We start from the raw sequence: 18,633 nt of genomic DNA, 5'->3' as shown, positions 1-18,633 counted from the left end.
TTATGATGAACACCGCAGCAACGTTCGTCAAGGCGAACAATCGACCACTGGAGCGAACGCCGTGTCCGATGCCGATGCCGAAGCCAATCCCGCTCTCAAGCCCCCGCTCGAAGTGATCGCCGCCTCCCTGCGGGCGGAGCGCGTACGGGCGGGGCTCTCCCTCACCGAGGTGGCCCGCCGGGCCGGACTCGCCAAGTCCACGCTCTCGCAGCTGGAATCAGGCGCCGGAAACCCCAGCCTGGAGACGCTGTGGGCGCTGTGCGTGGCCCTGGAGATCCCGTTCTCCCGGCTGCTCGCCGCCCCCCGGCCACAGGTCCAGGTGATCCGGGCGGGCGACGGGCCGGCGGTGGACTCCGCACAGAGCGCCTACCGCGCGACCCTGCTCACCGCCTCCCCGCCGGGTGCCCGACGCGACGTGTACAGCATCGCGGCCGAGCCCGGGCCCCAGCGCTCCTCCGCCGCGCACCTGCCCGGCGTGCTGGAGCACGTGGTCATCAGCTCCGGCCGGGCCATGGTGGGCACCGCCGACGAACCGGTGGAACTGCACCCGGGTGACTACATCTGCTACCCGGCCGACGTGGCGCACGTCTTCCAGGCACTGGAGCCCGGGACCCGGGCCGTGCTCGTCTCCGAACACCACTGAGCGCCGGACCGGACCCGAAGGGGTCCGGTCCGGCGCTCGCCGCCGGCAGCCGGCCGTCAGTGGCCCATACCCAGCCCGCCGTCGACCGGCAGGACGGCGCCCGTGACGTACGCGGCGCCCTCGGAGGCCAGGAAGTGCACGGCCGCGGCCACCTCGTCCGCGTGGGCCCCGCGGGCCAGCGGCACCCGGTCCAGCATGGCGGCCCGCTGCCCCTCGCTGAGAGCCCGGGTCATGTCCGTCTCGACGAAGCCCGGCGCCACCACATTGCAGGTGACCCCGCGGGAGCCGAGCTCGCGCGCCACCGACCGGGCGAAGCCGACCAGGCCGGCCTTGGACGCCGCGTAGTTGGCCTGCCCTGCCGAGCCGAGCAGGCCCACCACCGAGGACACCAGCACGATCCGGCCCCTGCGGGCCATCAGCATCTCCCCCGCGGCCTGCCGCACCACTCGGAAGACACCGGTCAGGTTGGTGTCGAGGACGTCGGTGAAGTCCTCCTCGGCCATCCGCACCAGCAGCCGGTCACGTGTGATGCCGGCATTCGCCACCAGCACCTCCACCGGCCCGTGGGCCTCCTCGACCTCCCCGAACGCCCGCTCCACCGCGTCGGCGTCGGTGACATCGCAGGTGACCGCGAGGCATCCCAGTTCCTTCAGTTCCGCGGGCGGCTCACCGGTGCGGTACGTCACCGCGACCCGGTCGCCCGCCTCGGCGAACGCGCGCGCCACCGCGAGGCCGATACCCCGGTTCCCGCCGGTGACCAGGACCGAACGGCTCATCTCTCCCACGCACCCTTTCCGTACCTCTGTGTCGTCCCGGGGCCGCGAGCGCGGCCAGCGGGGTCAGGCGATCTTGTGGACCCAGCCGAACGGGTCCGGCCGGAGCCCGGTCTGGATCCCCGTCAGTTCGGTGTGCAGGCGCGTGGTGACCGGGCCGGGCTTCCCGCCGCCGATCGTCCAGTCGCCGTCCGCGCTGCGTACGAAGCCGACCGAGGTGACCATGGAGGACGTCCCGCAGGAGAACACCTCGGTCAGCGCCCCCGACTCCGCGTCGGCCCGCCACTGCTCCACGCTGATCCGGCCCTCCTCGGCCTCGTAGCCGAGTTCGGCCGCCAGGGCCAGCACCGAGTCCCGCGTGACGCCCGCCAGCAGGGTGCCCGACAGCTCCGGGGTGACCAGCCTCGACCCGTAGACGAAGAACAGGTTGCTGGTGCCCATCTCGTCCACCCAGCGGCGCTCCGCCGAGTCCAGCCACACCACCTGGTCGCAGCCCTGCTCCCGGGCCTGCGCCTGGGCGACCAGTGTGCCCGCGTAGTTGCCGCCGCACTTGGCCTCACCGGTCCCGCCGGGCGCGGCCCGGGTGTAGTCCTGGGACAGCCAGACGGTCAGCGGCTTTGCTCCCGCGGTGAAGTACGAGGCCGCGGGCGAGGCGATCACCATGAACCGGTAGGCGGCGGACGGCCCGTAGAAGCCGATGGTGTGCTGCGTCGCGATCATGAAGGGGCGCAGGTAGAGGCTGTGCCCCTGCTGCTCCGGGACCCAGTCGCGGTCGGCGGCCACCAGCAGTTCCAGCGCCTCCACGAAGGTCTCCTCCGGCAGGGCCGGCATCGCCATCCGGGCACAGGAGCGGTTGAGCCGCTCGGCGTTGGCGTAGGGGCGGAAGGTGGCCACGGTCCCGTCCGGACGGCGGTAGGCCTTCATGCCCTCGAAGACCTCCTGGCCGTAGTGGAAGACCTGGGCCGAGGGGTCGAGCACCAGCGGGCCATAGGGGTGCAGCCGGGCGTCGTGCCAGCCCCGTTCCCGGTCCCAGTCGATGCTGATCATGTGGTCGGAGAACACCTCGCCGAAGGCGGGTGCCTCGAGGAGCGCGGCCCGCTCGGCAGGGGGCAGCGGGTCGGCCGGCTCGTGGGTGAAGGTGATGGTCATGGCTCGCTCCGAGGCGTCGTCGCAGGGATACCGGTTCACAGCGGGGTGTTGGCGTGCTTGCGGTTGGGCTGGTCCGCGTGCTTGGTCCGCAGCATCCGGAAGGCCCGGATCAGCTGGGACCGGGTCTCGGCGGGGTCGATCACGTCGTCGACCAGGCCGCGTTCGGCCGCGTAGTAGGGGTGCATCAGCTCCGAGCGGTAGTCCTTGACCATCCGGTCCCGTGTCGCCTGCGGGTCGTCGGCCGCGGCGATCTCCCGGCGGAAGATGACATTGGCCGCGCCCTCGGCACCCATCACCGCGATCTCGTTCGTCGGCCAGGCGTAGGACAGGTCGGCGCCGATGGAGCGGGAATCCATCACGATGTACGCGCCGCCGTACGCCTTGCGCAGGACCAGGGAGATGCGCGGGACGGTGGCCTCGCAGTATGCGTACAGCAGCTTCGCGCCGTGCCGGATGACCCCGCCGTGCTCCTGGTCCACCCCCGGCAGGAACCCGGGGACGTCCACCAGGGACAGCAGCGGGATGTTGAAGGCGTCGCACATCCGCACGAAGCGGGCGGCCTTTTCGCTGGCGCGGATGTCCAGGACGCCCGCCAGCGCCACCGGCTGGTTGGCGACGATGCCCACGACCTGGCCGCCCAGCCGGGCCAGCCCGCACAGGATGTTGGGGGCCCAGCGCTCGTGGACCTCCAGGAAGTCGCCGTGGTCGACGATCTCCTCGATGACCTTGCGCATGTCGTACGGCAGCTTGCCCTCGGCCGGCACCAGGCTCAACAGGGCGTCGCAGTACCGGTCGTCCGGGTCGACGGCCACGGGAGCGGGCGGATCCTGCTGGTTGTTCGAGGGCAGCAGGGACAGCAGGTAGCGCACCTCACTGAGGCAGGTCCACTCGTCCTCGTAGGCGAAGTGGCACACCCCGGACAGCTCCGCGTGCACGTCGGCGCCGCCGAGCCGCTCCTGGGTGACGTCCTCACTGGTCACCGCCCGGACCACGTCCGGGCCGGTGATGAACATCTGCGAGGTGCCGCGCACCATGAAGACGAAGTCGGTCAGCGCGGGAGAGTAGGCGGACCCGCCGGCACACGGTCCGAGGATCACCGAGATCTGCGGGATCACCCCGGAGGCCCGGACGTTGCGGCGGAAGATGCCGCCGTAGCCGGCCAGGGCGGAGACGCCCTCCTGGATGCGGGCGCCGGCCCCGTCGTTGAGCGAGACCAGCGGGGCACCGGCCGCGATGGCCATGTCCATGATCTTGTGGATCTTCTCCGCGTGTGCCTCGCCGAGCGCACCGCCGAAGATCCGGAAGTCGTGGGCGTAGACGAACACGGTCCGGCCCTCGACCGTGCCCCAGCCGGTGATCACACCGTCGGTGTGGGGCCGGCGCTCCTCGATGCCGAACCCGACGGCCCGGTGCCGGCGCAGCTGCTCGACCTCGTTGAACGACCCCGGGTCCAGCAGCAGTTCGATGCGCTCGCGGGCGGTCAGCTTGCCCTTGGCGTGCTGGGCTTCGGTGGCCCGGTCGCTCGGGCCCCGGAGGGCCGCCTCCCGGGTCGCGTGCAGCTCCGCCACCCGCCCGCGGGCGTCGGTGCCCGGCTGCGGCGCCCGGCGGGGGGATTTCTGCTGGACGGTCATCTACTCTCGTTCTCCTTCCGGGGAGGCCGGCACGGCCGGTACGGCGACGGCGGTGACGAGTACGTCGCCCGAGACCCGCCAGCGGCCCGTGAGTACGTCGGGCAGATCAGGTACATCGGGCAGGTCGGGCACGTCGGCGCAGAAGGTCTCCGCCGACGGGTCGAAGCGGACGCGGGCCTGGCGGAAGCCCAGGAAGAGCCCGGTGGCCGGGAACCACGCCTTGTAGACGCTCTCTTTCGCGCTGAACAGCAGCCGGTCCCAGCGCACTTCGGGCCGACGGGCGAGCAGTTCCGCCACGAGTGCGCGCTCCTCGGGGCCGGCGACGAACTCCAGCACGTCGGCGTCCAGCGGCAGGTGCGGCTCGGCGTCGATGCCCAGCGCGCCGATCTCGCCGCGCCGGGCCACCGCGGCGGCCGTGTAGCCGCGGCAGTGCGTGATGCTGCCGACCACCGAACGGGGCCAGCCGGGCGCGCCGCGCTCCCCCGCCGGGATCGAGGCGGCGGGCGTACCGAGCCGTTCCAGGGCGCGGTGCGCGCAGTGCCGGCCGTTGGCGAACTCCCTGCGCCGCGCGGGCGCGGAGCTGTGCAGCGAGGCGGCCTCGGCCCGGTGGGGCACGTATTCCGGGTGGTCCTCCGAGGATTCCCAGGCGGCCACCGGCGGGGGCAGCAGCCCTGTGATCACCACCGGGCCCCCACCGGTTCCCCCGGCGCCGGCACCACGGCGGGGCGGCAGCGCTGCCGGTGTGCGCCCAGGCCCGCCACCTCCGCCTCGACCAGGTCCCCGGCCCGCAGGTACGGCTGGTCCGGCCGGCCGAGGGCAACGCCGCCGGGGGTGCCGGTCAGCACCACGTCGCCGGGGTGCAGCACCATGAAGCGGCTCAGGTACCAGACGAGGTGGGCCACGTCGTAGACCATGTCCGCGGTGGTGCCGTCCTGTACGAGTCGGCCGTTGACCTTGCAGGTCAGCCGCAGCGCCTGCGGGTCCCCGGCCTCGTCGGGCGTCACCAGGTACGGCCCCAGCGGGCCGAAGGTCTCGAAGGACTTGCCCTTCACCCACTGCCCGCCGCGCTCCAGCAGCCAGCTGCGCTCGGAGAGGTCGTTGGCGGTGGCGAAGCCCGCGATGTGCGAGGCGGCGGCGGCCCGGTCGGGCAGGTAGCGGGCGGTCCGCCCGATCACCACCGCGAGTTCGACTTCCCAGTCGGTCTTGTCGCCGCCCGGGGGCAGCAACAGGTCGTCGTGGGGGCCGACCATGGTGGAGGGCGCCTTGCTGGCGACGATCGGCTCGTCGGGCAGGGGCAGTCCCGCCTCGGCGGCGTGCGCCCGGTAATTGAGCCCGATGGACAGCAGGTGTCCGCCGGGGCGGACGGGCGGCCCGATCCGCTCGGCGGCCGGATCGACCTCCGGCAGCCTGTCGCCCTCCCGCTCCAGCCGCGCCGCGAGGCCGCGCAGCGCGTCGGGGTCCAGGTGGGCGCCCGTCCAGTCCTCCACCCAGGCGGACAGGTCCCGGACGGTGCCGCCGGGGCCGACGGCACAGGGCCGCTCCCGCCCCGGCGGCCCGATCCTCAGCAGCCGCATGTCAGCCGGCCGCCGGGCTCTGCTCGAGGTACTTCTCGAAGAAGCGGGTCTCCTCGTCGGTCAGCCGCCGGGGCCGTCCGGCCCGGTAGTCGAACGGCGCCATCACCGTCGAGGCGGTGGCGTAGACGGTGTCCCCGTCCCGGACCACGTAGTCGATGGCCACGGTCGCCGACTGGAGGTCGGAGACCCACATCTCGATCTCCACCGGCTCGTGCCGGTGGACCAGCTGCTTGCGGTAGCGGATGGAATGCTCCACCACCACCGAGCCGTCCCGGAAGAAGGCGTCACCGTCGGTCGGTGCCATCCGGAAGACGAAGTCAACCCGGGCCTCCTCCAGGTAGCGCAGGTAGGAGACGTTGTTGACGATGCCGTAGACATCCATGTCCGACCAGCGGATCGGGCAGGGGTAGCTGTGCCGTGCCATCAGGACCGGTCCCCTTCTGCATTGTCCGGGCCGTGTGCGCCGGTCTGCCCCTGGAAAGCCGTCACGTAGTCGTCGGCGGCGATCGGCGCCCGGAGCAGCTCCGGGGTCAGGCCGAACCCGTCGATGAGGGTCTGCACGTACGGCAGCAGGTCCGCGCACAGCGCGTCCCGCTGTTCGGCGATCTCCTCGACCTGGCCGGCGGTGAGCACACCGTTCGCCAGGTACCAGCCCGCGTCCCGGCCGATCTCGGTCAGCCCGTACAGCGCGGTCAGCAGGCCGAGTGCGGCGCCGGACTCCTCGGTGCGCGCGGCGTCGGCCGCCTCGGACAGGCATTCCAGCGCGGTGCGCACGCCGCGCGCCCGGGCCATCTCCAGTCCGGTGTTGATGGTGGCGTTCCACGCCTCGAAGTACGTCCGGTCCACGGAGTCGTCGGCCATGGCCGTACGGGCCCGGCGCAGCAGTTCCTGCTCCCGGTGGCGTACCGCGGCGACCAGGAACCCCGCGTCGCGCAGGTCGCGGCCGTGCGGGTCGGGCACGGCGGGCGGCTCCGCGTCGGCGTCGCCGCCGGCGATGATCTGCCCGGCGGTGGTGGCCAGCAGCACCTGGTTGTCGCCCTCCGCGGTGACCAGGCCCTGGAGCAGGGAACCGTAGTCCGCGATCCGGTTGACGCTGAAGATGCCCTGGGCGCCGCAGCGTTCCCGGCATACGGCGATGACGTCGGTCATCTCCCAGGTGGACAGCGCCTTGGTGATCGACACCAGGTGGTTCAGCTCGGCCGGCGCGGCGTTCGGCGGGGCCGCGGTGAACTCCCGCTTGGCGTGGTTGAGCAGCAGCGTCATCGCGTACGTCCGCGCCAGCGCGGTGAACAGCGCCAGCTGGTGGCTGCGGTACTCGATGACGGGCAGGTCGTTGCGGCCGGGGGCGTTGGTGAGCCGCTGCACCGCGTAGCGCAGGGCGACGTAGACGCTCGCGCGGCCGGCGCCGGTCGCCGCGCTGGAAACGCACAGCCGTCCGGGCAGGATGCGGCTCATGGCCCGCAGGAAGCGCTTGCGCTGGTTGCCGGAGGCGGGGCGGAACACGCCGTCCTCGCCGAAGCCGCCCATGTCGCCGTGGAGCAGGTTGCGGCGGGGGACGCGTACGTGGTCGAACCAGGTGAGGCCGTTGTCCAGGCCCTGCACCGGCTTCTCCGGGCAGGGGGCCGCGTGGATGCCCTCGCACAGCTTGGTGCCGTCGCTGATGCGCACCAGGAACGGGAAGACGCCGTGGTCCTTGCCGTCCGCCTTCAGGCGCGCCATCACCACGGCCAGCTTGGGGACGTCCCTGAAGCCGCTGTAGGACATGTACTTCTGCGCGAGCGCGTCCGGGGTGTTCAGGACGAACGTCTCGGTCTCGGGGTCGTAGACGGCCTCGGTGCGCAGCGCGGCCACGTTGTTGCCGTAGCCGAGCTCGGTGGCCATGTAGGGGCTGAAGGAGTCCAGCCGGTCCAGCTCGTCGACCAGGTCCTTGAGGTCCTCGCGGTCGCCGTGCTCCACGACGGTGCCGAAGGCCAGGTTGTAGTGGACCATCAGCAGCGAGAACGTCGATACGTCCACCAGCGAGGGCCACTCGGCCAGGGCGAAGAGCCGCCAGGGGTTCGCCAGGATCTCCCGCGGGCTCTCCAGGGCGCCGTGCACGGCGCGCGACCGCTCGTAGGCCAGCTTGCCGGCCTCGGTCATGTTCAGGCCCTCGCGGGGGTCGAACACGGGGTCCAGCAGGAGGTCGTGGAGATCCTGGTGGGTCTGCTCGTACCTGCCGTCGAAGAGCAGCCGGGTGAGGTCGGCGGAGGCCGACGAGGTCATCTGAGGGTCCTTTCCAGCGGTTCGGATCGTGCGGGTCGGCCGGCCGGCCGTCGGGGGGCAGTGGGTACGCCGACCCACCGCCCCCGCGCCACTCGAGCGGTCGGTGCCGTCAGGCGGACGCGATCAGCAGGGCGGCGTTCTGGCCGCCGAAGCCGAAGGAGTTGCTCAGGGCCACCTCCACCCGGCGGTGGCGCGCGGCGCCGTGGACGACGTCCACCTCCACCCTCGGGTCGATCTCGGTGGTCCCCGCCGACGGCGGGATGACACCGTGGTGCACCGTGAGCGCCGCGAAGGCGGCCTCGATGGAGCCGGCGGCGCCCAGCGGGTGCCCGGTGACCCCCTTGGTGGAGCTGACCTGGACATCCGTCCCGGCCACCCGGCGGATGACGCCCGCCTCGATCACGTCGTTGAGCGGGGTGGACGTGCCGTGGGCGTTGACGTATCCGACGTCGCTCCCGGTCAGCCCGGCGTCGGCGAGCGCCGCCCGGACCGCCAGTTCGGCCCCCTTGCCCTCGGGGTGCGGGGAGGTCACGTGATGCGCATCCGCGGAGGCGCCGTACCCGATCACCCGGGCCACGGGCTGCACGCCGCGCGCCCGTGCGTGGTCCTCGGACTCCAGTACGACCACGCCGGCGCCCTCGCCGAGGACGAAGCCGTCTCGGCCGGCGTCGAAGGGGCGCGAGGCGGTCTGCGGGTCGTCCAGGCGCCTGGACAGGGCCCGCATCCGGGCGAAGGAGGAGACGTACAGCGGGGTGATGGGGGCTTCGGCGCCACCCGCCACCACGATGTCGGCGAGTCCGGAGCGGATCAGCTCGCGGCCGAGGCCGATCGCGCTGGCGCCCGCGGCACACGCCGTGCACGGGGCCATGCAGGGGCCGTTGGCGCCGATGTCGATGGCGACCTGCCCCGCAGCCATGTTCAGCAGGCCCATGGGCAGGGTCATCGAGGAGACCTCCTCGGGGCCCTCCTCGATCAGCACCCGGTGCTGCTCCTCCAGCGTCGCGGTGCCGCCGGCCCCGGAACCGAGGATGACGGCCACCCGCGAGCTGTCCGCCCACTCGCCGGGGGTGAGCCCGGCCTGCGCCAGGGCTTCGCGGGCGGCGACCAGGGCGAACTGGGAGTAGCGGTCCCACTGCCAGGCAGCGCGCAGGCCCTGTCCGGCCGGGTCGAAGTCGGGCACCCGGCACGCCATCGTCACCGGCAGGCCGGCAAGGCCGGGGTGGTGCGCGGCCGTCGGCCGGCCGTCGACCACCCGGTCCCAGCTCTCCTTGACGCCGATGCCGGCGGGCGTGACGAGCCCGATGCCGGTGATGGCGGCGGCGAATCCGGTCATCAGACCGCGGCGCCCTTCTGCTCGACGAGGGCGACGATGTCCGCAACGACGGAGACCTCGGACAGCTCCTCATCGGTGATGGCGATGCCCAGGCGCTTCTTCAGGGCGGTGGCCAGCTCGATCTGGGAGAGCGAGTCGAGGCCGAGGTCGTCGAAGGTCGCGTCGGCAACGACCGTCGCGGGGTCGAGGTCGAAGCGGGCGACGAAGACCTCGACGACGGAGTCGTGGACAGAGCTCATGGTGTTCCTCCTGAAAGTGGAATGGGCAATGTGGATTGGGGAATTGGGTGCCCGACCGACGGGTCAGTCGACGGGCTCGGCGGGAATATCGGGCCAGACCAGGACGGTCGAACCCCACGACAGGCCGGCGCCGAAGGCGGAGAGCAGCACCCGCTGGCCCGCCTTCAGGTCGCCACGGGCGGCGTAGTCGTTGAGCAGGAGCGGCACGGACGCCGAGAGGGTGTTGCCCACCCGGTCGATGTTCACCGCGACCTTCTCCTCGGGGACCTCCAGCTCCTCCGCCACCGCCGCCACGATGCGGATGTTGGCCTGGTGGCCGACGAACCAGTCGACGTCCCCGACGGCCCAGTCGGCCCGCTTGAGGGCCGTCTGCGCCGACTGCGTCATCCGTTCGACGGCCTGGGTGTAGAGCGCCCGGCCCTCCATCCGCAGGTACCAGTCCTCGGTGGGGACGGAGGCGTGGCCGAGGCCGCCGTCGGCGGACCGCTGGCGCGAGCCGCCGGCCGGGATGGCCAGCAGGTCCGCGAGGGCGCCGTCGCTGCCGAGGTCGAACGGGCCCAGCGCGCCGGGCTCGTCGGGCTCCCCGCGGCGCAGCACCACCGCGCCCGCCCCGTCGCCGAAGATCGGCGCGGTGGCCCGGTCGGCGGGGTTCACCAGGGTGGTGAACGCCTCGGATCCGACGAACAGCACGGTGTCGGCGGTGCCCGACTCGATCAGCCCGGCCGCGGTGGCGAGTCCGTAGAGGAACCCGCTGCACGCCGAGGTGAGGTCGAACGCGGCGATCGTGCCCAGCCCCAGCCGGGAGGCGACCTCCGGCGCGACCGCCGGGCAGAGCCTCTCGGGCGAGGTGGTCGCCACGACGAGCGCGTCGACGCCGCTCAGCCCGGCCGAACTCAGGGCCCGGGCACCGGCCCGTACCGCGAGTTCGCCCGTTGAAAGACCCTCGGAGACGACCCGCCGTTCCCGGATTCCGGTCCTGGTGCGGATCCACTCGTCCGTCGTGTCCAGCGTGCGTGAAAGGTCGTCGTTCGTGACCGCGCTGGGCGGGAGGTACCCCCCGATCCCGGTGACCACTGCCGCCATTGACCCACCCCCTCGTAGAGGCCGCATCCACGGCCCGACCTGGCGTCAACAGACTTGCCGACACGGCTGTGACCAGGCAATTGGCCCTTGGTACACCCACTCTCGAGCGTGTACCAAGGGCCAATTGACCCCCCGGTCGGGCCGGTGCGAGCCTCCCGGCTATGAGCACGACAACCTCTGATCTCACTGATCTCGCCGGGCTCCTCGCCGAACTCCTCCCCGCCGGACGGGTGGTCACCGACCCGGTGCGGCTGGCGTCGTTCGCACATGACGAGGCCGCCGGCGCCCCGTACGTCCTGCCCGCGGCGGCGGTGGAGCCACGCAACACCGCCGAGGTCGCCGCCGTCGTCGCGTACTGCGCCGAGCGCGGCGTACCCGTCGTCGCCCGCGGCGCCGGGACCGGCCTGTCCGGCGGGGCCAACGCCGTGGAAGGCTGCGTGGTGGTCTCGTTCGCGGCCATGGACCGGATCCTGCGGATCGACGCGGAAGAGCGGCTGGCGGTGGTGCAGCCGGGCGTCGTCAACGACCACCTGCGGGCCGCCTGCGCCGCCGAGGGCCTGTGGTACCCGCCGGACCCGGCGAGCGCGCCCTGGTCGACCATCGGCGGGAACGTCGCCACCAACGCGGGCGGGCTGTGCTGCGTGAAGTACGGCGTGACGCGCGACTACGTGCTCGGCCTGGAGGCGGTCACCGGCCGCGGCGAGGTGGTGCGGCTCGGCCGTCGGACGGCGAAGAGCAGCGCGGGCTTCGCACTGGCCGGCCTGCTGGTCGGTTCGGAGGGCACGCTCGGCCTGGTCACCGAGATCACGGTGCGGCTGCGCGGGGAACGCGCGCCCGAGCACACGGTGGTCGGCTCCTTCGACGACCTGCCCGCCGCGGGCCGGGCCGTCGCGCGGGTGGTGGCCTCCGGGGTCGTGCCCAGCGCGCTGGAGCTCGTCGACCGGTACTGCCTGCGCGCCGTGGACGAGTGGAAGAACACCGGTCTGAGCGACACCGGCAACGTACTGCTGCTGGCCCGCTGCGACGCGCCCGGTGAGGCCGGGGTGCAGGAGGCCGACACCGTGCTGGCCTGCTTCCGGGCGGCAGGCGCCACCTGGAGCGCGCGCTCGGAGGACCAGACCGAGGCCGACGCCCTGTTCGCGGCACGACGGCTGGTCTACCCGGCGCTGGAGCGCCAGGGCCTGGTGCTCAGCGAGGACATCTGCGTCCCACGCACCCTCGTTCCGGAGATGCTCGCCCGGCTGGAGGCCACGGGCCGCGAGCAGGACGTACGGTTCGCCGGCCTGGCCCACGCCGGCGACGGCAACCTGCACCCGATGATCGTGGTGCCGCGCGGCGACGAGCGTGAGCTGGCGCGGGGGCGGGAGGTGTTCGAGACCATCGTCGAGGAGGCGGTCGCACTCGGCGGCACGGTCACCGGCGAGCACGGCGTGGGCCTGCTCAAGATGCGCGGGCTGGTGTCCGAGCTCGGTCCGGCGGTACTGGACCTGCACCGGGGCATCAAGCGGGTCTGGGACCCGGCGGGCATCCTCAACCCGGGCAAGATCTTCACGGCTCAGCCGTAACGGGGGCGGCCCCCGCGGAACCGGGGCCGGCGCGGGCCGCCGGGCCTCGGACCCGCAGGGGCCCGCCTCACGGGACGCCGTGGTGGGCCGTCAGCTCCACTGCTGGTGGGCCAGGGAACTCACCGGTACGGGCTTGCCGATGACGGCGAAGGGAATGAAGAAGCCGATCTGGCCGATCGCGGCCACCAGGGTCGCCAGGGCGGTGTCGTCGTAGTGCTCGGCGGCTCGTGCATACAGCTCGTCGGGAACCCGCTCGCCACCGGAGGAGGACGGCTGCCAGACCGCCTCCACCAGCGCCAGTGCTGCACGTTCGGCCTCGGTGAAGTAGGGGGCATCCTGCCAGGACGCCACCGCCGTGATCCGCTCCTCCGACTCCCCCGCCTTGCGCAGGCTGCTGGAGTGCAGAACGGTCAGGTAGGTGCTGCCCACGATCTGCCCGGCCCGCAGATGCACCAGGCTGATCGTCGTACGCGGAACCGAGCGGTTCCCCACCGCCCGGAACAGACTCGCGCTGACCTCCGCCATCCCCGGGAGTAACTCGGTCGGGTCCTGCATGCGCGGAGCGGCAGTCTTCGTCATGATCGACATCCTCAGCATCAGTGGCCACCGCTTGCTGCCGCGGCCTACACCGTACTGACGAAGCCGGGCCCAGGAGTGTGACAGGACCACCCAAGAATGTGGGAGCGGAAAGCAGAAGGACTCACCGGTTGTCGGGCCGGTGAGTCCTTGAGCGCGATGGATCACCAGGGTGAGACGAAGCCGGCTGACTGGTCGAGGTGGAACGGCGAGCCGAAGCTCTCGGGCGTCCAGCCGGCGGTGAGAGCGGTGCGGATGCTGTCAGCCACCTGGGCGGGCAGGACCGGACTGCCTTGTGTTCCCAACCAGTTGCTCGGGTGCGGCTGGTTGGTGGTGATGACCAGTGTGGTGCCGGGAGTCTCGGCGTGTTCGACTGCGTAGGTGAGAGGTGACTGGACCAGGCCCTGGTCATAGGTCGGCCGTCCGCGCAGCCGCCACCGGTAGGCGGTGCCGTCCACGGTGATGAGCCGTGATCCCTTTTTGACCAGTGCCATGTCCACATCCTTACAGGTGTGCGCGCACGGGAACTCTCAGCAGGTGATGGTGACCTCGTGGACCACCGGGTTGGCGGCCCAGGGGAAGGAGGCCACGCCGAAGGTGCCGCGGACGGTCGAGCCGCACGGAACCGTGCTGACCAGGCCGCGTACCTGGAGGGTCGAAGTGGCGAAGATGACCGGCCTGGCCTGCGTGTCGGGCGTGGCACTGCCGACGACCTCTGCGGACAGCGTCGTGAACAGCTCCCTCCCGACGGGCGCCGGGCTGCCCGGGGACGGCGGGCCGGCGAGTCCGACCGTGCCGTAGAACTCGACAGTGGTACCGGTGATTTCGGCGCAGACCCGCGTGGTCAGCCCCGCCTGGAGTCCGGAGTTCCCGCAGGAGGTGACGGTCTCGGTGGTGTCGGCAGGCAGGACGGCGGCGCCGGCCGGGGCGATCGCGAAAACGGCCAGACCTGCGGCACCGGCTGCAATAAGCGCTAAGCGGTTCATCGGTTTCTCCTCGTCATGGATCACCACCACCCGGGGTGCTCCCGGACGGTTCTTATGACATGTGATATTTCACATGTCATAAGAACGCGAGATGGTCAAGATCTGAACTCCTCCCGACTGACCCATGACACTCTCGGCCCAGGGGGACGACACCTTCCGGCTGCGGGACGTCGGGGCGCGCTGAGGCCGCGATAGGCGGTAACGCGTGCCCGGGCACCTGCTGCTGGCTCAGGGCGGAATCAGGGGCGGGTTCCGTCCGGCTGACGCCCGGCGGGCGGCGGGCGGCGCGGGAGGGTTCGGCCTCCTGAGCCGCCCGCCGGGGCGGGTCACATGGCGTTGGCGGAAACCAGCGTGCCGGTGGCCCTGTCGAGGACCGCGGCCGTGCCGCCGCCCCAGCCGCGCAGGTCGTTGCCGGTGATCCAGGCGCCGACGCAGCCCGGGAGCGCGACGATCGCGGCTTCGGCGGCAACCGGGCCGTCGCCCTTGCGGACGACGTTGCCTTGGCAGGACGCGTTGGCCGCGTTACCACCGAGGCGGATGCCGTACGTGGCCGTCGAACCGGACCGGTTGGCGCCGGTGATCTGGTTGTCGCGCAGGGAGACGTCGTTGGTGCCCGCGGCGATGCCGTGCCCAGCGGGGTTCAGGACGGTGTTGTGGGCGATCAGGGTGCCCACCGCGCCGGAATCGACGCCGATGCCGTCGCCCTGGGCATCGGTGACGGTGTTGCCGCTGATGACGGCGTAGGGGGCGTTCTGGACGTGGATGCCCTGGGAGTTGCCGCCCGGGCGTGCGGTTCCGTTGACGGTGTTGCCGGAGATCGTGACGCCGTCGCTCTGGGTGACGTAGATGCCGGCCTCGCCCTTGACCGTACGGATCGTGTTGTCGGTGATGGTGATGCCGTTGTGCCGGTCTCCGCCGCTGGAGACGACGATGGCGCCGCCGGTGGCGGTGTCAGTGCCGGTGCCGGTGTTGCGGATGATGTTGCCGGTGATGGTGATGTCGTTGAGCGCGTTGCCGGCCGGGGAGCCGACCTGGACGGCGGTGACGCCGACGGATTCGATGGTGTTGCCGGCGATGAAGGCCTGCTGCCAGTCGGTGGTGCGGATGCCGTAGGCGGCGCTGCGCTCGATGTGGTTGCCGACGATCCGGATGTCGCGGTGAACCACGTTCTTGACGCCGCCGTGGTCGCCGACGAGCGCGCCGAACGGGCGGCTGCCGTCGGCTCCCGCGCGCAAGGTGCAGCCGGTGATCTGGATGTCCTGGCAGGGCGTGTTGTCGTACGCCGGGGCCGGAAGGCTGGCTGCCGATATGGCGCCGGTAATCTGCACGGCCTCCCGGTTGGTGGCGGTGTCGGTGCCTTCGCCGGTGACGTGCAGCCCGTCGAAGAGGCAGTTGACGATGCGGGCGCGCCGTACCGCGTTGAGTTCGACGGCGTGGGCGGAGGGGGTGTCGAGCACCGTGCAGTCCTGGACGAGGATGCCGCCGGCGTGGGCGAAGCCGATGGCGTCGCTCTGCTGCTTGAACGCGCTGCCGCGCATGTCCCAGGTGCCGCCGAGCAGGGCGATGTCGCCGGCGCCCTCGTAGGCGGAGGCCGGGGTGACCGAGTCGAAGTTCTTGACCAGGGCCCCGCAGTCCTTGGTACGGAAGATGTGGGCGCCGTACGCGGACACGGTCATCCGGGGACCGAGGACGAGGCCCTTGGTGAGCGGGTACTTGCCGGGCGGGATGAGGAGGGTGGCACCCTCGGGCACGGCGCGTGCGTCGGTGAGGGCGGCCTGGAACGCGGCGGTGTCGTCGGTGGTTCCGTCGCCCTTCGCCCCGTAGTTGAGTACGTCGTAGACGCTGCGGCGGTCGCCGAACGCCGCGGCGGCGGGGCCGGCAGCCGCGACCTGGCCGACACCCACAGCCCCCATGAATCCGCCCGCCGCCAATATCACGCTACGTCGCTGCACTTCGTTCTCCCCGTTCATTTGCCCTGTTGAGCGGGCCGCTCAGGCCCGGAGGGGAGGCTATCCGCCGGTACGCGGCTGGTCAGCGGGCGGGGCCATCTCGGCGACGGACTCGGCCAACAGCCGGATCAGCAAGGCGGAGCCGAGCAGCGGTCCCGCAGCGCCTGAAGCCGGTTCTCCGCGCTCGCCAGCAGCATGTCCAGGGCGACCGGGTAGGCGCTGTGGGTCATCCGGGCGGCGAGCAGCCGTGCGGTGGCCGCGATGTGCGGGTACTCCTCGGCCGGCAACCGGGCGTACGTGGACTCCCACTGCTGCTCGTCGGAGGTACGGGAGGTCTCCGCCAGGGCGAGGGAGCCTGCGTCGAGGGCCGCGAAGGCCAGGCTCTGGTCGATGAAGGCGTGGTAGATCAGGACCGCCTCCGGGTCGGGGAAGCCGGCGGTGCGCAGGATGCCGAGGACGGCCTCGTCGGCGGCGATCTCGCGGGGCCGGCCGGTCACCCGGCTGGCGGTCAGCAGGGCGGCCTGCGGGTGGGCGAGGTAGGCGCCGTGAATCCGCAGGCCGAGTTCCCGCAGGTCACCGCGCCAGTCCCCGGTGGCTGCCCAGCCGTCGAGGGCCCGGCCGATCAGCTCCTCACCGATGGCGAGGGTGAGGCCGTCCATGCCGTCGAAGTACCGGTAGAGGGTGCTCGGATCCGCGCCGAGGGCGGCACCGAGCCGGCGGGCGGACAGCCCGGCGCTGCCGTGTTCGCGCAGCATCCGCAGGGCGGTCTCGATGATCAGCCGTTCGGACAGGACGGTGCCCTGCCGGGTGGGGCGTCGCCGCCTGCGGGCCTCCTCGGGGACCACCTGCTTCGCCATCGTGTGCCTGCTCTCCGCGCTATGCGACGTCCGCGTCCCTTATGCCAACACCATTGACCTTATCTCGTCCATCCGGCTTTCATCCCCTCCCATGAGGTGTCGCGGACCCCGCCGCGGATCTCGTCGAGAGAGGGTTTCGTCATGCGTGTTCTGCTTGTGGGCGCCGGTGGCGTCGGTACCGCGATCACCCGGATCGCGGCCCGCCGAGACTTCTTCGACCACTTCGTGGTCGCCGACTACGACCTCGCCCGCGCCGAGGCCGCCGTGGCTGCGGTGGACAATGGCGCCGGCCGGTTCAGCGCGCGCCGGATCGACGCCTCCGACGAGGCGGCGGTCGCCTCGCTCCTCACCGAGGAGCGGTGCGACGTGCTGCTGAACGCCACCGATCCGCGGTTCGTGATGCCGCTGTTCGAGGCCGCCCTCGCGGCGGGCAGCCACTACCTGGACATGGCGATGTCGCTGTCCCGGCCGCACCCCGACGTACCGTACGAGGAGTGCGGGATCAAGCTCGGCGACGAGCAGTTCGCGCGGGCCGAGGCGTGGCAGAAGTCGGGCCGGCTGGCGCTGGTCGGCATGGGCGTGGAACCCGGGCTGTCGGACGTCTTCGCCCGGTACGCGGCCGACGAACTCTTCGACGAGATCGAGGAGATCGGCATCCGTGACGGGGCGAACCTGACCGTCGAGGGGTATGACTTCGCCCCGTCGTTCAACATCTGGACGACCATCGAGGAGTGCCTGAACCCGCCGGTGGTCTACGAGCGGGAGCGCGGCTGGTTCACCACCGAACCGTTCAGCGAGCCGGAGGTGTTCGACTTCCCGGAGGGCATCGGCCCGGTCGAGTGCGTCAACGTCGAGCACGAGGAGGTGCTGCTGGTCCCGCGCTGGGTGGACGCCCAACGGGTCACCTTCAAGTACGGACTGGGCGACGACTTCATCGGCAAGCTGAAGACCCTGCACGCCCTGGGCCTGGACTCGACCGAAGCGGTCACGGTCCGCGGCACGGACGGCGCCCCGGTGCAGGTCTCCCCGCGCGACGTGGTCGCCGCCTGCCTGCCGGACCCGGCCACCCTGGGTGAGCGGATGACCGGCAAGACTTGCGCGGGCACCTGGGTGAAGGGCACCAAGGACGGCCGGCCGCGCGAGGTGTACCTGTACCACGTCGTGGACAACCAGTGGTCCATGCGGGAGTACGGCTCCCAGGCCGTGGTCTGGCAGACGGCCGTCAACCCGGTCGTGGCGCTGGAACTCATGGCAGGCGGCGTCTGGTCGGAGCCCGGCGTCCTGGGCCCGGAGGCCCTCCCGCCGCGCCCGTTCCTGGACCTGCTGACTGCCTACGGCTCTCCCTGGGGCATCCGCGATCAGGCCTGATCGCTCAGGAGAGCGGGCAGTGTGCGCATGTCGTGGAAGACGACGGTGTCAGGGCCTTCGAGCCGTTCCGCCGGGGTGAGCCCGCCGGCATAGCCGAAGGCGCGCATGCCCGCGGCGCGGGCGGCCTGGACGCCGGGCAGGCTGTCCTCGACCACCACGCAGGCCGCGGGGTCGATTCCCATCTGCTGGGCGGCGTACAGGAACAGGTCGGGGGCCGGTTTGCCGCGGGCGACTTCGGTGGCGCTGTAAATGCGGCCTGCGAAGCGGTCGTAGAGGCCGGTACGGCCCAGGGTGTGGCGCATCTTGTCGTGGGAGCCGCTGGAGGCCACGCAGGTCGGCAGGGTGATCGCGTCGAGAGCTTCGGGCAGTCCCTCGACGGGAGCGAGCCCGGCGTCCACGCCCTCGCGGTGGAGCTGTTCGAACCGTTCCTGCCAGGTCGCGGCCACCTCCTCGCCGAGCCGGCCGGCGACTTGCTCACGGATGGAGGCGTGCGAGCGCCCGATGAACCGTTCGATGACCTCGCTCTTGGTGAGTGGCCAGCCCAGCTCCGCTCCGAGGGCGACCTGGACGCGGGCGGCGATGCGTTCGCTGTCGACCAGCACCCCGTCGCAGTCGAATATGACAAGTTCTATCGGCTTGATCATC

19 protein-coding genes are annotated in these 18,633 nt (G+C 71.8%); 3 read left to right on the top strand and 16 right to left on the bottom strand.

Going from position 1 to position 18,633, the window contains the following annotated elements:
• Positions 1–61: 61 nt before the first annotated feature.
• Positions 62–643 carry a helix-turn-helix domain-containing protein gene (locus ABT123_RS25925; RefSeq protein WP_351318847.1) on the top strand — a complete coding sequence of 194 codons (582 nt, stop codon included), beginning with the start codon at positions 62–64 and terminating at the stop codon, positions 641–643.
• 56 nt (positions 644–699) lie between these two features.
• On the opposite strand, the gene fabG is transcribed toward ABT123_RS25925, so the two are convergent.
• From fabG to ABT123_RS25875, 10 genes are all read right to left on the bottom strand, one after another.
• Complete coding sequence (fabG, locus tag ABT123_RS25920; RefSeq protein WP_351318845.1) at positions 700–1,419, bottom strand: 3-oxoacyl-[acyl-carrier-protein] reductase; 720 nt, start codon at positions 1,417–1,419, stop codon at positions 700–702.
• A gap of 63 nt (positions 1,420–1,482) precedes the next feature.
• Positions 1,483–2,565 carry a branched-chain amino acid aminotransferase gene (locus ABT123_RS25915; protein WP_351318843.1) on the bottom strand — a complete coding sequence of 361 codons (1,083 nt, stop codon included), beginning with the start codon at positions 2,563–2,565 and terminating at the stop codon, positions 1,483–1,485.
• A 35-nt stretch (positions 2,566–2,600) separates the two neighbouring features.
• Complete coding sequence (locus ABT123_RS25910; protein WP_351318841.1) at positions 2,601–4,196, bottom strand: acyl-CoA carboxylase subunit beta; 1,596 nt, start codon at positions 4,194–4,196, stop codon at positions 2,601–2,603.
• The gene (locus ABT123_RS25905) at positions 4,197–4,880 is read right to left on the bottom strand and encodes a 4'-phosphopantetheinyl transferase family protein (RefSeq protein WP_351318839.1); all 684 of its coding nucleotides are present in this window, start codon (positions 4,878–4,880) and stop codon (positions 4,197–4,199) included.
• Positions 4,874–5,770 carry a fumarylacetoacetate hydrolase family protein gene (locus ABT123_RS25900; RefSeq protein ID WP_351318837.1) on the bottom strand — a complete coding sequence of 299 codons (897 nt, stop codon included), beginning with the start codon at positions 5,768–5,770 and terminating at the stop codon, positions 4,874–4,876. Before ABT123_RS25900 ends, ABT123_RS25905 begins: the two co-directional genes overlap by 7 nt.
• Before the next feature lies 1 nt (position 5,771).
• Complete coding sequence (locus tag ABT123_RS25895; protein WP_351318835.1) at positions 5,772–6,194, bottom strand: acyl-CoA thioesterase; 423 nt, start codon at positions 6,192–6,194, stop codon at positions 5,772–5,774.
• Positions 6,194–8,032, bottom strand: a complete 1,839-nt coding sequence (locus ABT123_RS25890) for an acyl-CoA dehydrogenase family protein (RefSeq protein ID WP_351318833.1) — start codon at positions 8,030–8,032, stop codon at positions 6,194–6,196. Before ABT123_RS25890 ends, ABT123_RS25895 begins: the two co-directional genes overlap by 1 nt.
• 109 nt (positions 8,033–8,141) lie before the next feature.
• Positions 8,142–9,365 carry a beta-ketoacyl-[acyl-carrier-protein] synthase family protein gene (locus ABT123_RS25885; protein WP_351318831.1) on the bottom strand — a complete coding sequence of 408 codons (1,224 nt, stop codon included), beginning with the start codon at positions 9,363–9,365 and terminating at the stop codon, positions 8,142–8,144.
• Positions 9,365–9,604 (bottom strand): acyl carrier protein, encoded by a 240-nt coding sequence (locus ABT123_RS25880; protein WP_150211556.1) that lies wholly within the window; start codon positions 9,602–9,604, stop codon positions 9,365–9,367. Before ABT123_RS25880 ends, ABT123_RS25885 begins: the two co-directional genes overlap by 1 nt.
• A gap of 63 nt (positions 9,605–9,667) precedes the next feature.
• Entirely contained in the window at positions 9,668–10,687 is a 1,020-nt protein-coding gene (locus tag ABT123_RS25875) for a beta-ketoacyl-ACP synthase III (protein WP_351318829.1), read from the bottom strand.
• Between the two features lie 161 nt (positions 10,688–10,848).
• Here ABT123_RS25875 and ABT123_RS25870 point away from each other — a divergent pair, with 161 nt between their 5' ends.
• Positions 10,849–12,252, top strand: coding sequence for an FAD-binding oxidoreductase (locus ABT123_RS25870; protein ID WP_351318827.1), 1,404 nt, complete (start codon positions 10,849–10,851; stop codon positions 12,250–12,252).
• A gap of 90 nt (positions 12,253–12,342) precedes the next feature.
• Here ABT123_RS25870 and ABT123_RS25865 read toward each other — a convergent pair whose 3' ends face one another.
• From ABT123_RS25865 to ABT123_RS25845, 5 genes are all read right to left on the bottom strand, one after another.
• The gene (locus tag ABT123_RS25865; protein ID WP_351318825.1) at positions 12,343–12,831 is read right to left on the bottom strand and encodes a carboxymuconolactone decarboxylase family protein; all 489 of its coding nucleotides are present in this window, start codon (positions 12,829–12,831) and stop codon (positions 12,343–12,345) included.
• A gap of 161 nt (positions 12,832–12,992) precedes the next feature.
• On the bottom strand, positions 12,993–13,322 hold the full coding sequence (locus ABT123_RS25860; protein WP_351318823.1) for a hypothetical protein: 330 nt from the start codon (positions 13,320–13,322) through the stop codon (positions 12,993–12,995).
• A gap of 36 nt (positions 13,323–13,358) precedes the next feature.
• Positions 13,359–13,814 (bottom strand): hypothetical protein, encoded by a 456-nt coding sequence (locus tag ABT123_RS25855; RefSeq protein ID WP_351318821.1) that lies wholly within the window; start codon positions 13,812–13,814, stop codon positions 13,359–13,361.
• A 326-nt stretch (positions 13,815–14,140) separates the two neighbouring features.
• Positions 14,141–15,766 (bottom strand): right-handed parallel beta-helix repeat-containing protein, encoded by a 1,626-nt coding sequence (locus ABT123_RS25850; RefSeq protein WP_351318819.1) that lies wholly within the window; start codon positions 15,764–15,766, stop codon positions 14,141–14,143.
• A 125-nt stretch (positions 15,767–15,891) separates the two neighbouring features.
• Positions 15,892–16,620: a TetR/AcrR family transcriptional regulator gene (locus ABT123_RS25845; RefSeq protein ID WP_351318817.1), complete on the bottom strand. Its 729-nt coding sequence runs from the start codon at positions 16,618–16,620 to the stop codon at positions 15,892–15,894.
• 141 nt (positions 16,621–16,761) lie between these two features.
• Between ABT123_RS25845 and ABT123_RS25840 the strand changes: the two genes are divergently transcribed.
• Positions 16,762–17,988 carry a saccharopine dehydrogenase family protein gene (locus ABT123_RS25840; RefSeq protein ID WP_351318815.1) on the top strand — a complete coding sequence of 409 codons (1,227 nt, stop codon included), beginning with the start codon at positions 16,762–16,764 and terminating at the stop codon, positions 17,986–17,988.
• Here the strand turns inward: ABT123_RS25840 and ABT123_RS25835 are convergent.
• The gene (locus tag ABT123_RS25835) at positions 17,979–18,632 is read right to left on the bottom strand and encodes an HAD family hydrolase (protein ID WP_351318813.1); all 654 of its coding nucleotides are present in this window, start codon (positions 18,630–18,632) and stop codon (positions 17,979–17,981) included. The genes ABT123_RS25840 and ABT123_RS25835 overlap by 10 nt on opposite strands.
• Position 18,633: the final 1 nt, after the last annotated feature.

Origin of the sequence: Streptomyces sp. NPDC002054 (assembly GCF_040296685.1) — a bacterium.
Lineage (GTDB): Bacteria > Actinomycetota > Actinomycetes > Streptomycetales > Streptomycetaceae > Streptomyces.
The sequence above is the reverse complement of the archived record's forward strand: the minus strand, read 5'-3'. Positions and strand labels throughout refer to the sequence as shown.